The organism is Amaricoccus solimangrovi (genome assembly GCF_006385685.1).
GTDB lineage: Bacteria > Pseudomonadota > Alphaproteobacteria > Rhodobacterales > Rhodobacteraceae > Amaricoccus > Amaricoccus solimangrovi.
Genome location: NZ_VFRP01000003.1, coordinates 88,333 through 101,833 on the forward strand (window position 1 = coordinate 88,333; position 13,501 = coordinate 101,833).

General features: G+C 67.4%; 14 protein-coding genes. 7 read left to right on the top strand and 7 right to left on the bottom strand.

The window, feature by feature from the left end:
- Positions 1 to 14 precede the first annotated feature (14 nt).
- From dnaQ to FJM51_RS05045, 4 genes are read right to left on the bottom strand one after another with little or no spacing between them, the layout of a single operon-like run.
- The gene (gene dnaQ / locus FJM51_RS05030) at positions 15 to 704 is read right to left on the bottom strand and encodes a DNA polymerase III subunit epsilon (protein ID WP_140453029.1); all 690 of its coding nucleotides are present in this window, start codon (positions 702 to 704) and stop codon (positions 15 to 17) included.
- Positions 697 to 1,308, bottom strand: a complete 612-nt coding sequence (gene coaE, locus FJM51_RS05035; protein ID WP_140453030.1) for a dephospho-CoA kinase — start codon at positions 1,306 to 1,308, stop codon at positions 697 to 699. Before coaE ends, dnaQ begins: the two co-directional genes overlap by 8 nt.
- The gene (locus FJM51_RS05040; protein WP_140453031.1) at positions 1,305 to 2,144 is read right to left on the bottom strand and encodes a shikimate dehydrogenase; all 840 of its coding nucleotides are present in this window, start codon (positions 2,142 to 2,144) and stop codon (positions 1,305 to 1,307) included. Before FJM51_RS05040 ends, coaE begins: the two co-directional genes overlap by 4 nt.
- The gene (locus tag FJM51_RS05045) at positions 2,141 to 2,752 is read right to left on the bottom strand and encodes a Maf family protein (protein WP_140453032.1); all 612 of its coding nucleotides are present in this window, start codon (positions 2,750 to 2,752) and stop codon (positions 2,141 to 2,143) included. The genes FJM51_RS05040 and FJM51_RS05045 overlap by 4 nt, the downstream gene beginning before the upstream one ends.
- 567 nt (positions 2,753 to 3,319) lie before the next feature.
- On the opposite strand from FJM51_RS05045, the gene hemJ reads away from it, so the two are divergent.
- The 7 genes from hemJ to FJM51_RS05080 all read left to right on the top strand — a co-directional run bounded on the left by hemJ (position 3,320) and on the right by FJM51_RS05080 (position 10,692).
- Positions 3,320 to 3,772 (top strand): protoporphyrinogen oxidase HemJ, encoded by a 453-nt coding sequence (hemJ, locus tag FJM51_RS05050; RefSeq protein ID WP_140453033.1) that lies wholly within the window; start codon positions 3,320 to 3,322, stop codon positions 3,770 to 3,772.
- A 114-nt stretch (positions 3,773 to 3,886) separates the two neighbouring features.
- Positions 3,887 to 5,170 (top strand): transcription termination factor Rho, encoded by a 1,284-nt coding sequence (rho, locus tag FJM51_RS05055; RefSeq protein WP_140453034.1) that lies wholly within the window; start codon positions 3,887 to 3,889, stop codon positions 5,168 to 5,170.
- A gap of 30 nt (positions 5,171 to 5,200) precedes the next feature.
- Positions 5,201 to 6,499 (top strand): tRNA uridine-5-carboxymethylaminomethyl(34) synthesis GTPase MnmE, encoded by a 1,299-nt coding sequence (mnmE, locus tag FJM51_RS05060; protein ID WP_140453035.1) that lies wholly within the window; start codon positions 5,201 to 5,203, stop codon positions 6,497 to 6,499.
- A gap of 4 nt (positions 6,500 to 6,503) precedes the next feature.
- Complete coding sequence (gene mnmG / locus FJM51_RS05065) at positions 6,504 to 8,375, top strand: tRNA uridine-5-carboxymethylaminomethyl(34) synthesis enzyme MnmG (protein WP_140453036.1); 1,872 nt, start codon at positions 6,504 to 6,506, stop codon at positions 8,373 to 8,375.
- Entirely contained in the window at positions 8,372 to 8,983 is a 612-nt protein-coding gene (gene rsmG / locus FJM51_RS05070; protein WP_140453037.1) for a 16S rRNA (guanine(527)-N(7))-methyltransferase RsmG, read from the top strand. The genes mnmG and rsmG overlap by 4 nt, the downstream gene beginning before the upstream one ends.
- Before the next feature lie 7 nt (positions 8,984 to 8,990).
- Entirely contained in the window at positions 8,991 to 9,791 is an 801-nt protein-coding gene (locus tag FJM51_RS05075; RefSeq protein WP_140453250.1) for a ParA family protein, read from the top strand.
- 10 nt (positions 9,792 to 9,801) lie between these two features.
- A complete protein-coding gene (locus FJM51_RS05080) occupies positions 9,802 to 10,692 on the top strand; it encodes a ParB/RepB/Spo0J family partition protein (RefSeq protein WP_140453038.1) in 891 nt (296 codons plus the stop codon).
- A 62-nt stretch (positions 10,693 to 10,754) separates the two neighbouring features.
- On the opposite strand, the gene hemW is transcribed toward FJM51_RS05080, so the two are convergent.
- From hemW to rph, 3 genes are read right to left on the bottom strand one after another with little or no spacing between them, the layout of a single operon-like run.
- Complete coding sequence (hemW, locus tag FJM51_RS05085) at positions 10,755 to 11,984, bottom strand: radical SAM family heme chaperone HemW (RefSeq protein ID WP_140453039.1); 1,230 nt, start codon at positions 11,982 to 11,984, stop codon at positions 10,755 to 10,757.
- 27 nt (positions 11,985 to 12,011) lie between these two features.
- Entirely contained in the window at positions 12,012 to 12,629 is a 618-nt protein-coding gene (locus FJM51_RS05090; RefSeq protein ID WP_140453040.1) for a non-canonical purine NTP pyrophosphatase, read from the bottom strand.
- On the bottom strand, positions 12,626 to 13,339 hold the full coding sequence (rph, locus tag FJM51_RS05095) for a ribonuclease PH (protein WP_140453041.1): 714 nt from the start codon (positions 13,337 to 13,339) through the stop codon (positions 12,626 to 12,628). Before rph ends, FJM51_RS05090 begins: the two co-directional genes overlap by 4 nt.
- Positions 13,340 to 13,501: the final 162 nt, after the last annotated feature.

The window sequence follows — 13,501 nt, forward strand, 5'->3', positions numbered from 1 at the left end:
AAGCCCGTCCCGGCTCAGCCGGGCCGGGACCAGAGCGCCGCCTCGCCGAGTTCGGCGACGAAGGCCGCGTGCGCGGCGCGCTCCTCCGGGGTGATTCTGGGCGGGAGCGGCCGGGGCCGCGGCGGAGGCGTATAAACCGTCGCGACCGTCTCCCCGGCGCCGCGGCCCCCGACGGTCAGCACAAGCCCGGGCTGCCGCCCGCCGACGAGTTCGAGATAGACCTCCGCCAGCAGTTCGGAATCGAGCAGCGCGCCGTGTTTCTCGCGCGCGGAATTGTCGATGCCGAACCGGCGGCAGAGCGCGTCGAGCGTGTTGTTCGCCCCGGGAAAGCGGCGGCGCGCCATGTCGAGCGAATCGACCGCGCGCGCGACGGCGATCTCCCGGTGCCCGGCCCAGCGAAGCTCCGCGTTCAGGAATTTCATGTCGAAGGCGGCGTTGTGGATCACCAGCCGGGCATCGCCGGCGAAGGCGAGGAAATCGGCGGCGACCTCGGCGAAGACCGGCTTGTCCGCGAGAAACTCGGCGGAGAGGCCGTGAACGGCGAAAGCCTCCGCGGGCATGTCGCGCTGAGGGTTGACGTAGACGTGGAAGACCTGCCCCGTCGGCAGATGGTTCAGCAGTTCGACCGCGCCGATCTCGACGATCCTGTCGCCGGATTCGGGATCGAAGCCGGTGGTTTCGGTATCGAGGACGATTTCACGCATGTCGGGATCCGCTCAGCCGGGCGATCAGGGAGTGGACCTCGGCGCGGGCATGATCAAGGCCGAGCGAGGTGTCGATGAGGTAATCGGCGCGCGCGCGCTTCCGGGCGTCGGGCATCTGGCGCGCGAGGAAACGGTCGAATTCCGCCGCCGTCATTCCGGGCCGCGCCATGACGCGCGCCCGCTGGACCTCCGGCGGCGCGGTGACGACGAGAACCGCGTCGAGCCAGGTATCGGCCCCGGTCTCGAAGAGCAGCGGAATGTCGCAGACGACGAGCGGCGCCGCGGCGCGCGCGAGAAAATCCGCGCGATCCTCGGCGACCAGCGGGTGTATCCGCTCCTCGATCAGGCCGAGCAATCCCGGATCCTCGGCGAGCGCGCCGCGAAGCGCGCCGCGCTCGACCCCGCCGTCGGGCGTGACCGCCCCGGGAACGAGCGGCGCCAGCGCGGCGGCGCCCGGTCCGCCGGGGCGGTAGATCCGGTGCACCGCCGCGTCCGCGTCCCAGACCGGGACGCCCGCCGCGCGGAACATCTCCGCCGTCGTCGACTTGCCCATGCCGATGGAACCCGTCAGGCCGAGAAGGAAGGGCCGGTCCCGCGCCGTCATCGCCGGCCCAGCACCGCCTCGCGCAGATCGGCGTCGACCAGCGGGGTCTTGCCGAACCAGCGCGCGAAACCCGGAACCCCCTGGTGCAGCAGCATCCCGAGCCCGTCGACCACGCGAAGGCCCCGCGCGGCCGCGGCCGCGAGAATGGGCGTCACCAGCGGCTCATAGACGATGTCGGTGACGAGCGCGTGGCCCGGAGCCCCGTCGAGCCGGATATCGAGCGGCGGCTGGCCCACCATGCCGAGGGCGGAGGTGTTGACGATCAGCGCCGCCCCGTCGGCCGCCTCGGAGATGTCCGCCCAGTCGATCACGCGGACCGGCCCGCCGAGATCCCCGGCCAGCCGCTCGGCGCGGGCGCGGGTGCGGTTGGCGAGGCGGATCTCCGGCGCGCCGGCCTCGAGCAGCGCCGCGACCACCGCGCGGGAAGCACCCCCCGCCCCCAGCACCAGCGCGGGCCCGCGATCCGCCGCCCATCCCGGCGCGCCCTGGCGCAGGTTCTCGAGAAAACCGTAGCCGTCGGTATTGTCGGCCTCGATCCCGCCGTCGGGCAGGAAGGTCAGCGTATTGGCCGCGCCGACCCGCGCCGCCCGCTCCGTCACCTCGGACGCCGCGGCGAGCGCCGCCTCCTTGTGCGGGATCGTGACATTGACGCCCCGGAACCCGAGCAGCGGCAGCCCGGCGAGCCCGCGGGCGAAATCTTCGGGGGCGAGCCCGATCGGGACATAATAACCGTCGATCCCGTAGCGGCGGAGCCAGTGGCCATGCAGCCGGGGCGAGCGGGAATGACCGATCGGCCAGCCGATAACCCCCGCGAGAGGCGGGCGATGCGCGTTCATTCGAGTAACAAACCCCTCGTGCGCAGGAATCCGAGAAGCTCGAGCAGCGGCAGCCCGAGAATGGTGAAATGGTCGCCCTGCACATGGGAGAAGAGCTGCGCGCCCTCCGCCTCCAGCCGATAGGCGCCGACCGTCGAGGTGAGGCCCTCGCCCTGGCGGGCCACATAGTCGTCGAGAAAGGCGTCGCTGAAGGGCCGCATCCGGAGCGTCGCCCGGCCGACATGGCGCCAGACGGGAACCGCGCCCTCGTAGACGACGGCGGCCGAGAGCAGTTCGTGCGTGCGCCCGCGCAGGAAACCGAGATGGTCGCGCGCCTCCGCGGCGGAAGCCGGCTTGTCGAAGAGACGGCCCTCGCAGACCAGAACCTGATCCGCCCCGAGCACCCGCGCAGCCGGAGCGCGCCCTGCGACGCGGCGCGCCTTGTATTCCGCCAGCGTGTCCGCGATGTCGCGCGGCGCCGCGCCCTCGGCGAGCAGCCCCTGCTTGATCGCCGCCTCGTCGACCGCGGCCGGAACCACCTCCACCGCGACGCCGGCGGCGCGCAGCATCGCGGCGCGCGCCTCGGACTTGGACGCGAGAATCAGGGGAGCTTCCGGCTGGTCTGGCATCGGCGAAAATCGCGCTCCGGTGGGTCGGCCCGTGTTCTGAAGCCTCGGGAGACGGAGTGCAAGAGCGGCGATCGGCGGAGCGTCCCGCGGAATCCCGGGGACTGTTCTGGGGATAACCTCTGTAAATCGCGGGGCCGAACGCGGGAAAGCCGGGGACGGAGTCGATCCGTACCCGTTCCCTCGGGAGTCACGCACAAGCGATCACCGCTGTGCGTTAATTTTCGCCCGGCTCGGGATAACTTCGCACCTCCGCGTGCCAAGTCAGTTCCCAACGAGATTCACAGCCTGTGGATTGCCGCGGCCCCACGCCGGAATATTCTGATCTCAAAGGACTTTTTTCTCACCGTAACAACTTTCAGTTGAAATCCGAACGCCGCCCGGCTTCTTCCCCATCTGTGGAAAACTGTGTGGGAAAAACTGCGCGAAGATTAATCCCCAGGATTCACCGGCTTACCTTCTTCACCCATTTTCAAGAATCCAGACCCTGAACCGATGGGGAGAGGGTCGGCTTGCGTCCTCGCCCACTCCTGCTAGGACCCCGGAAACGGCACCGAAGGATACCTCCTCATGCGCGACCTGCTCATCAGCGCCTATCCGTGGATCAAGGCCTTCCACATCGTCGCGATGGTGAGCTGGATGGCAGGTCTCTTCTACCTGCCCCGACTCTTCGTCTATCACGCCGAACGCGGCGTTTCCGGCAGCGAACTCTCCGAAACGCTGAAGGTCATGGAAACCAAGCTTCTGAGATATATTATGAATCCCGCCATGGGTGCGACCTGGTTTCTCGGGGTTCTGCTCGCTCTCACCCCTGGGGTGGTTGATTGGACGGCCGGCTGGTTCTATATCAAGATAGCCTGTGTGCTGATCCTGAGCGGATTTCAGGGTTGGCTCGGCGCCCGCGGCCGGGATTTCATCTCCGATCGCAACCGGATCTCCGGCCGGACCTATCGTCTGGCCAATGAAATACCGACGCTGGCGCTCATCGTGATTGCAATCATGGTGGTGGTCCGGCCGTTCTGACCTCTCCAAGTTTGACAGTCGTGACAGTTTGTGCAAAGGGGAAGACAGAAGGTCACGATTCACGGCTGGCCGCCTCCCCGATATCCCTCCCATCAAGGACGTTTGACTGCTCCGATGGATTTATCCTCTGATTTCCAGCAGCTTTCGCTCGCCGAGCTGAAAGCCAAGAGCCCGGCCGATTTGCTGACCCTCGCCGAGGAACTCGAGATCGAGAACGCCTCGAACATGCGCAAGGGCGACATGATGTTCGCCATCCTCAAGGACATGGCCGCGGAGGGGGTCGAGATCTCCGGCGACGGTGTCCTCGAGGTTCTGCAGGACGGTTTCGGTTTTCTCCGCTCGCCCGAGGCGAACTACCTCGCCGGACCCGACGATATCTATGTAAGTCCGAACCAGATCCGGAAATTCTCGCTGCGCACCGGTGACACGGTCGAGGGCGTGATCCGCGCACCCAAGGAAGGCGAGCGGTATTTCGGCCTGGTAAAGGTCTCGAAGATCAATTTCGAGGATCCCGAGAAGGCCCGGCACAAGGTTCATTTCGACAATCTGACGCCGCTCTATCCCGACGAGCGGATCAAGCTCGAGCTGGACGACCCGACCATCAAGGACCGTACCGCGCGCATCATCGATCTGGTCGCGCCGATCGGCAAGGGCCAGCGCGGGCTCATCGTCGCGCCGCCGCGGTCGGGCAAGACGGTGATCCTGCAGAACATCGCCGCCTCGATCGAAAAGAACCATCCCGAATGCTATCTGATCGTCCTTCTGGTCGATGAACGGCCCGAGGAAGTGACGGACATGCAGCGCTCGGTGAAGGGCGAGGTGATCGCCTCGACCTTCGACGAACCGGCGACACGGCATGTCGCGGTGGCCGAGATGGTGATCGAGAAGGCCAAGCGGCTGGTAGAGCACAAGCGGGACGTGGTTATCCTGCTCGATTCCATCACCCGGCTCGGGCGCGCCTACAACACGGTGGTGCCGAGTTCGGGCAAGGTGCTGACCGGCGGTGTCGATGCGAACGCGCTGCAGCGGCCGAAGCGGTTCTTCGGCGCGGCGCGCAACATCGAGGAAGGCGGCTCGCTCACCATCATCGCCACCGCGCTGATCGATACCGGCAGCCGCATGGACGAGGTCATCTTCGAAGAGTTCAAGGGGACGGGCAACTCCGAGATCGTCCTTGACCGGAAGATCGCGGACAAGCGTGTATTCCCGGCCATCGACATCTTGAAATCCGGCACCCGGAAAGAAGAACTTCTGGTTGAGAAAACCGATCTTACCAAAATGTTCATTCTTCGGCGGATTCTCAATCCGATGGGCACGACGGATGCGATCGAGTTCCTGATCGGAAAGCTCAAGCAGACCAAATCCAATGGCGAGTTCTTCGACTCGATGAACAGCTAAGCGGCCATTACTTGAGGTATACTGAAACGGATGACCGATACGATCTACGCTCAGGCTTCGGCCAGGGGGCGGGCGGGCGTCGCGGTCATCCGGATCTCCGGCCCCGGAGCCTTTGCCACCCTTGAAGATCTGACCGGGCCGCGGCCCGCCGACCGAACCGCCGCGCTGCGGCGCGTCCGCGCGCCCGATGGCGAGGTGGTGGATCACGCGCTGACGCTGTGCTTCCCGGGCCCTGCGAGCTTTACCGGCGAAGATGTCGCCGAGCTGCAGGTCCATGGCGGCCCGGCGATCTGCGCCGCTGTCCTCGATCTCATCGGTGGTCGTCCCGGAACGCGACTCGCGGAGCCGGGAGAGTTTACGCGGCGCGCGCTGCTGAACGGACGGCTCGATCTCGCTCAGGTCGAAGGGTTGGGCGACATGCTGGCCGCGGAGACCGAAGCCCAGCGGCGGCAGGCGGCGCGGCTGATGTCCGGCGCGTTGTCCGGTCAGGCGGCGCGATGGCGTGAGGCGCTGGTCCGCGCCCTGGCCTTCGTCGAGGCTTCGATCGATTTCGTCGACGACGCCGTGCCGGACGATGTGCTCCAAGCGGTGATGGCTGATCTCGAAGGCCTGTCGGCTGATCTTCGCGCGGCCGTGAAGGGGGCGGGGATCGCGGAGCGGATCCGTGAAGGGTTCGAGATCGCTCTGGTCGGCGCGCCCAATGTCGGGAAGTCCACGCTGCTCAACGCGCTCGCCGGGCGGGAGGCCGCGATCACCTCCGCCGTCGCGGGCACGACCCGCGATGTCATTGAAGTCCGGATGGATCTTGGGGGCCTTCCCGTCACGCTGCTGGATATGGCCGGGCTCCGCGTGACCGAGGATACGGTGGAGCGGATGGGGGTCGACCGGGCCCGAGGACGGGCGGATCGCGCGGATCTTCGGGTGTTTCTCGTCGAGGCGTCGGGTGAGGTAGAACAACTTGGGGTTGCATCGCAGCCGGGCGACGTGGTTGTTCGGGCCAAGGCGGATCTGGCGCGGGCGCGGCCGGGGGCGCTTGCCGTCTCGGGTGTGACCGGGGCGGGGATCCGAGACCTGCTGGCGGCCGTGCGCCAGGAGCTGGAAAAGCGGGTTCAGGCTTCCTCCGGCATCTCGCACCGCCGGCAAGCGGTGGCGATCGGGCGGGCGGCGGAGGCGGTGGACCAAGGCCTTGCGCAGATCCGGAACGACCGGCCCGAGATTGGCGCCGCCGAACTCCACCGAGCGGTGAGGGCGCTTGATTTTCTGGTTGGAAAGGTGGATGTGGACGCCATTCTGGACAAGGTTTTCGAGAGCTTCTGCCTCGGCAAGTAGGGAGGTGTTTCACGTGAAACATCGGCACTTCGATGTTGTCGTGGTCGGGGGCGGTCACGCCGGGACCGAAGCCGTGCTGGCGGCGCAACGCGTCGGCGCGCGGGCGGCGCTGGTGACGCACCGCTTCGAGCGTCTCGGCGAAATGTCCTGCAATCCGGCGATCGGGGGGCTGGGCAAGGGCCACATCGTCCGCGAGATCGATGCGCTGGATGGGCTGATGGGACGCGCGGCGGATCATGCCGGGATCCAGTATCGCCTCCTCAATCGGCGCAAGGGACCTGCCGCGCAGGGGCCGCGGCTGCAAGCGGATCGTGCGCGTTACCGCGCCGCCGTTCAGGCCGTGTTCCGCCAAGAGCGGACTCAGGTGATCGAAGGAGAGGTCGTCGATCTTCTCGTGCGGGCGGGGGCCGTTCGCGGCGTCGTCCTTTCCGACGGATCGGAGATCGCGGCGAGGGCGGTGGTTCTGACAACGGGAACCTTTCTCCGAGGCGTCATCCATATCGGCGACCAGGCCACTCCCGCCGGCCGAGCTGGCGATCCGGCCGCCGCGCGGCTCGGGGCGCGACTTGAAGCCCTTGGCTTGCCGCTGGGGCGGCTCAAGACCGGAACCCCGCCGCGGCTTGACGGCCGCAGCATCGATTGGGCGCGGGTGGGCGTTCAGCCGGGCGATGACACACCGGAATTTCTGTCCTTCCTGACCAACCAGGTGGCTGCGCGCCAAGTCTCGTGCGGAATCACGCACACATCGCCCGCGGTACACGACCTGATCCGGCGGAACCTGGAACGTTCCGCCCTTTTCGGCGGCCATATCGAGGGCGTCGGACCTCGCTACTGTCCATCGATCGAAGACAAGGTGACCCGCTTCGCGGACAAGGATCGGCATCAGGTGTTTCTGGAACCGGAAGGGCTTACGGATTTCACCGTCTATCCCAACGGTATCTCCACCTCGCTCCCGGCGGAGGTCCAGGAGGAGCTTGTCCAAGCCATGGAAGGCCTGGAGAGGGCGCGGATCCTGCGGCCCGGCTATGCGATCGAGTACGATTACGTCGATCCCCGCGCTCTGACCGCGGCCCTCGGGCTGAAAGCCCTGAGAAATCTGTTCCTGGCGGGGCAGATCAACGGGACCACGGGTTACGAGGAGGCCGCCGGGCAGGGGCTGGTGGCGGGTTTGAACGCGGCCACCACGGCGAGCGGGGAGGGAGAACCCGTCATTTTCGGCCGAGAAGAGTCGCTCATCGGCGTGATGATCGATGACCTCGTCACCCAAGGCGTGACGGAACCCTATCGCATGTTCACCTCGCGGGCGGAATTCCGGCTGCAGCTCCGGGCAGATAACGCGGACCAGCGCCTCACTCCGCTTGGTCTTCGCCTCGGGTGCGTGTCCGTGGCGCGGTCCCGCGCCTTCGAAGAGAAGATGGCGAAGCTGGACAACGCCCGGTCTCGCGCGAAGGCCATCGAATTCACGCCGAACGAGGCGCGAATGCGGGGACTCGAGGTCAATCAGGACGGCGCGCGGCGGAACGTCCTCGCGCTGTTCGCGCTGCCGAACATGGACCGGGACCGGATCCGCGCCGCTTTTCCCGATCTTGCCGCCATCGACGCGCCAACCCTGCGTCAGCTGGAACGGGAGGCGATCTACGCTCCCTATCTGGAGCGGCAGCGGGCGGAGGTCGCACAGCTTCGGCGAGACGACGAGATGACATTGCCGGAGGGTCTGGACTATGCCGCGATGCCCGGCCTTTCCAACGAACTGCGGGGTAAACTGGCCCGGATTCAGCCTCGGACGCTGGCACAGGCGGGGCGGATCGAGGGGATGACCCCGGCCGCGCTCACGCTTCTGCTGATGCGGGCCCGCCGGCTGCGGGAGGCGTCATGAGGGATGGGGTGCCGCTCGATGTTTCACGTGAAACACAGGAGCGTCTGGAGCGCTACGCGGAACTTCTGACGAAATGGACAGCCCGGATCAACCTGGTCTCGAAGGCGAGCTTGAGCGACCTTTGGACCCGGCACATCGCCGATTCCGCGCAGCTCTGGACCCTCGCCCCCGCGGATCCCGCTGTTTGGTGCGACATTGGCTCGGGCGGGGGCTTTCCGGGCCTTGTGATCGGCATCCTCGCGCGCGAGCGGCAACCGGACCTAGACCTCCACCTCGTGGAAAGCGATACACGGAAATGCGCCTTCCTCTCCACCGTTATCCGCGAGTGTGGGCTTCGGGCGGTCGTCCACGCCGAGCGGATAGAGGAGGCCATGCCCCCCGCCGCGGATGTTCTTTCCGCGCGCGCTCTGGCGCCGTTGCCTGCTTTGTTGGCATTCGCGGAAAAACTGCGGCGTCCCGAGGGTATTTGCTTGTTTCCGAAGGGCGAGCAGGTGCATAAGGAACTGGAAGACGCCGCCTGCGCCTGGCAATTCGAGTACCATATCCACCCAAGCCGCACCGACGAGAAAGCGGCGATTGTTGAGATCGGAGCGTTCGCCCGTGTCTGATACCGCCATGCGTCCGCATGTCTTGGCGATCACCAATCAGAAGGGCGGCGTGGGCAAGACCACGACCGCCATCAATCTCGGCACGGCGCTCGCGGCGCTCGGCAAGCGGGTGCTGCTGATCGACATCGACCCGCAGGGAAACGCCTCCACAGGCCTCGGTCTGCCGGTCGCCTCCCGCGGTCTCACCGCCTATGACTTCATCGTGGCGACGGAACCGCGGGATTTCGCGGTTCAGACCATGGTGCCGGATCTCTATCTCATCCCCGCCACATCGGACCTGAGTTCCGCGGATGTCGATCTCGTGTCCGATCCGCGTCGTCTCCAGAAGATGCGTGACTCTCTCGCCATTCCCGGAGCACTGCCCGAGCGGTTGGACTACGTGCTGATCGACTGTCCTCCGTCGTTGAACCTGCTGACGTTGAACGCCTTGGTGGCGGCGCATTCGGTCCTCGTGCCGCTGCAGTGCGAGTTCTTCGCGCTGGAAGGTCTGTCGCAGTTGATGCGCACGGTGCAGTCGGTCCGAGGAGCGCTGAATCCGAGCCTCCGTATACAAGGTATTGTGTTGACCATGTATGACCGGCGCAACAACTTGTCCGGGCAGGTCGCGATGGACGTCCGGGACAATCTTGGAAGTCTGGTCTACGAGACGGTCATCCCTCGCAACGTGCGGTTGAGTGAGGCGCCGTCGCATGCCGTTCCGGCGCTGATCTACGACTATACGTCGAGCGGCAGCATCGCCTATCAGCGTCTCGCGGGCGAGGTTCTGGCACGCATGCGCGGCAACCGGGATCTGGTCGAGCCGGCTTAGGGAGCGGAAAATGGAAAAGAAGGGTTTGGGCCGCGGCCTGTCGGCGTTGCTCGCGGATGTCGCGCCGGAACCGGAGCGCGTGGCGGAGCCGGGCGCTGCCGCCGGATCCGGACCGCGCGCAATTCCGATCGAGCGGATCAAGCCGAACCCGAACCAGCCGCGCCGTGATTTCCCGGACAAGGATCTCTACGATCTCGCCGCCTCGATCCGCGAACAGGGCGTGATCCAGCCGCTGATCCTGCGTACCCATCCCTCCGAGCCGGAGATGTACGAGATCGTCGCGGGCGAACGCCGCTGGCGCGCGGCGCAGATCGCCCAGTTGCATGAACTGCCCGCGATCCTGCGCGAACTCGACGACACCCAGGTGCTCGAGATCGCGATCATCGAGAACATCCAGCGCGAGGATCTGAATGCGATCGAGGAGGCCCTCGCCTATCGGCAGCTGATGGACCGTTTTGGTCACACGCAGGAACGCCTCGCGGAAGGGCTCGGCAAGAGCCGCAGCCACATCGCGAATCTGCTGCGTCTCCTGACGCTGCCGGAGGGGGTGCTCGACCACGTTCGAACCGGACGGCTGAGCGCGGGCCACGCACGCGCCCTCGTGACCGCCGCCCATCCGGAAGCGCTGGCCCGCCAGGTGATCGAGAAGGACCTCTCCGTACGTCAGACCGAGCAGCTCGCCCGCTCGGTGCTGGGCGCGGCCACGCCCGCCGGCGCCGCGCCTCCGCGCACCAGGACGAAGGACGCCGATACGCGGGCGCTCGAGGAGGATCTGACCGCCTCGCTGCGGCTCAAGGTCTCGATCGAGCACAAGGCGGGGAAACAGGCCGGCGAGGTGCGGATCCGCTACCGCAATCTCGAGGAACTGGACGGGCTCTGCCAGCTTCTTTCCGCGAGTTGAGGCTCCCCGCCGGGAATGTCCCTGACCCTCTGCGGCCGAGGCTGTTGTGGCTCAGGGACAATCTAACCTATTGTTAAAAATAGGTTTTCGAGGATCGCGTTCAGGACCGGCCGCCCGGCGGCCGTCACCTTGATCCGGTCCGGCGCGACGCTCAGCAAACCCTCCGCGCGCAGTTCCTCGAGTGCCTTCGCGTCGAGCGGCTGCCCGCCGAGCGCCCGGAACCGCCGCGGATCGATCCCCTCTTCGAGCCGCAGCCCCATCAGCAACAGCTCGACCGCCCGGTCGGTCGAACTGACCGGCTCGCGCATCGATATTCCGCCCGCGCCGGATTCGACCGCCGTCAGCCATGCCTCGGGCGCCAGAGGCGTCTCGGTCGCCCATCGGGTGCCGTCGAGCGTCAGCCGCCCGTGAGCACCGGGTCCGATGCCGACATAGTCGCCCGAGCGCCAGTACACGAGATTGTGCCGGCCCTCCGCCCCCGCCGCGGCGTGGTTGGAAGTCTCATAGGCGGGAAGCCCGGCGGCTTCGCACAGTTCCTGCGTCGCGAAATAGAGATCCGCCGCCAGCGTCTCGTCCGGCAATCCGCGCAGCCGCCCGCGGCGGGCGAGTTCACCGAACCGCGTGCCGTCCTCGATCGTCAGCTGGTAGAGCGACAGATGATCGGCCGCGAGGCCGAGCGCCAGGCCGAGTTCCCGCCGCCAGTCGTCGAGATCCTGCCCCTGCCGGGCATAGATGAGATCGAAACTCACGCGCTCGAACGTGGCGCGGGCGATGTCGAAGGCCGCCAGCGCCTCGCTCAAGCTGTGCAGCCGACCGAGCGCCTTGAGATCCCGGTCGTTCAGGGCCTGGATTCCCATCGAGAGCCGGTTCACCCCGGCGGCGCGATAGCCGCGGAAGCGTTCGGCCTCGACGGAGGTCGGATTTGCCTCGAGCGTGATTTCCGCCTCCGGCGCCAGATGCCATTCCGCGGCGATCGTGTCGATCACGGCACCCACCGTCTCCGCCGGCATCAGGCTCGGCGTGCCGCCGCCGAAGAAGATGCTCCCGACCGCGCGGCCGCGGGTGTCCCTGGCCGCGGCGCGAAGCTCGCGAACCAGCGCGTCGCGCCAGCGGTCCTGGTCGATCCCGGCGCGGACATGGCTGTTGAAATCGCAATAGGGGCATTTCGCCGCGCAGAACGGCCAGTGGACGTAGATCCCGAACCCGCCGGCGCGCCAGTCCTCGGCCGGAGCATGGCCCGCGGTGTCCGGAGGCGCCGCCACCCGGTCAGGCCCGAGGAAGGAGAGGTTCATCGGCGTGCTCCCGCGTCTCTCGCCCGGTCAGGCCGGGGCGAGGCACGCCTCGACGAGCCTTGCCAGCGCGCGGGCGCGGTGGCTGATCCGGTTCTTGTCGGCGAAATCCATCTCGCCGAGCGTGATCTCATGCCCCTCGGGCTGGAACATCGGATCGTAGCCATGTCCCCCGGCACCCCGCATCGGCCAGACGCAGCGGCCTTCGAGCACCCCCTCGAACACCTCGTCGTGCCCGTCGGGCCAGGCCAGCACCAGCGTCGAGAAAAAGCGCGCCGTCCGGGGCTCCGGCGCCCCCGCCGCCTCGAGTTCCCGCCAGGCCCGGGTCATCGCCAGGGTGAAGTCGCGCCCCGTCGGCGTCTCGGCCCAGTCGGCGGTGCGCACGCCCGGCGCGCCGCCCAACCCGTCGATCGCGATGCCGCTGTCATCGGCCAGCGCGGGCAGCCCGGTCGCGGCGGTGGCGGCATGCGCCTTGATCCGCGCGTTGCCGAGGAAGCTCTCCTCGGTCTCCGCCGGTTCCGGCAGGCCGAGCTCGCCCGCCGACACCGCCTCGATCCCGAAGGGCGCGAGCAGCGCGCGGATCTCGGCGAGCTTGCCGGCATTGTGCGTCGCGACCACGATCCGCGGTTCGGTCAGCCGCCGCGTCACGAGATGGCGGCCTTCTGCGCGGCCACCAGATCCGAGATACCCTTCTCCGCGAGATCGAGTAGCTGCCCGAGCTCGCCGCGGGAGAAGGTCGCGCCCTCGGCGCTTCCCTGCACCTCGATCAGGCCGAATTCGCCCGTCATCACGAAATTTCCGTCGGTCCCGGCCACGCTGTCCTCGGCATAGTCGAGATCGAGCACCGGCTGTCCACCGTAGACGCCGCAGCTGACCGCGGCGACATGCGTTGTGATCGGATCGCTCTTCACGTCGCCCGCCTTCAGGAGCTTGTTGACCGCGAGCCGGAGCGCGACCCAGCCGCCGGTGATCGAGGCGCAGCGCGTGCCGCCATCGGCCTGGATCACGTCGCAATCGACGGTGATCTGCCGCTCGCCGAGCGCGACGCGGTCGATGCCGGCGCGCAGGCTGCGCCCGATCAGCCGCTGGATCTCCTGCGTGCGCCCCGACTGCTTGCCGGCCGAGGCCTCGCGCCGGTTCCGCGAGGTCGTGGCCCGGGGCAGCATGCCGTATTCCGCCGTGACCCAGCCGAGTCCGGTCTTGCGCAGGAAGGGCGGGACGTTCTCCTCGACCGAGGCGGTGCAGAGCACATGCGTGTCGCCCATCCGGATCAGGCAGGATCCCTCGGCGTGGCGCGACACCCCGGTCTCGATCGTGATCGCGCGCAGCGCGTCGGTGGCGCGGCCGGAGGGACGCATGGCAGTCTCCTTTGAACAGCTCGGGGGCCCGGACAAGGCTTGCCGGACCGCGATCGGCGCCTCATATCCCCTGAGCCGGACGGCGTCCAGCGCCGGCGCGCCCCTCCGGCCCGCGGGGTCTGCGCGGCGATTGACCGCGCCCCGCTTCGCCCCGTACCTTTC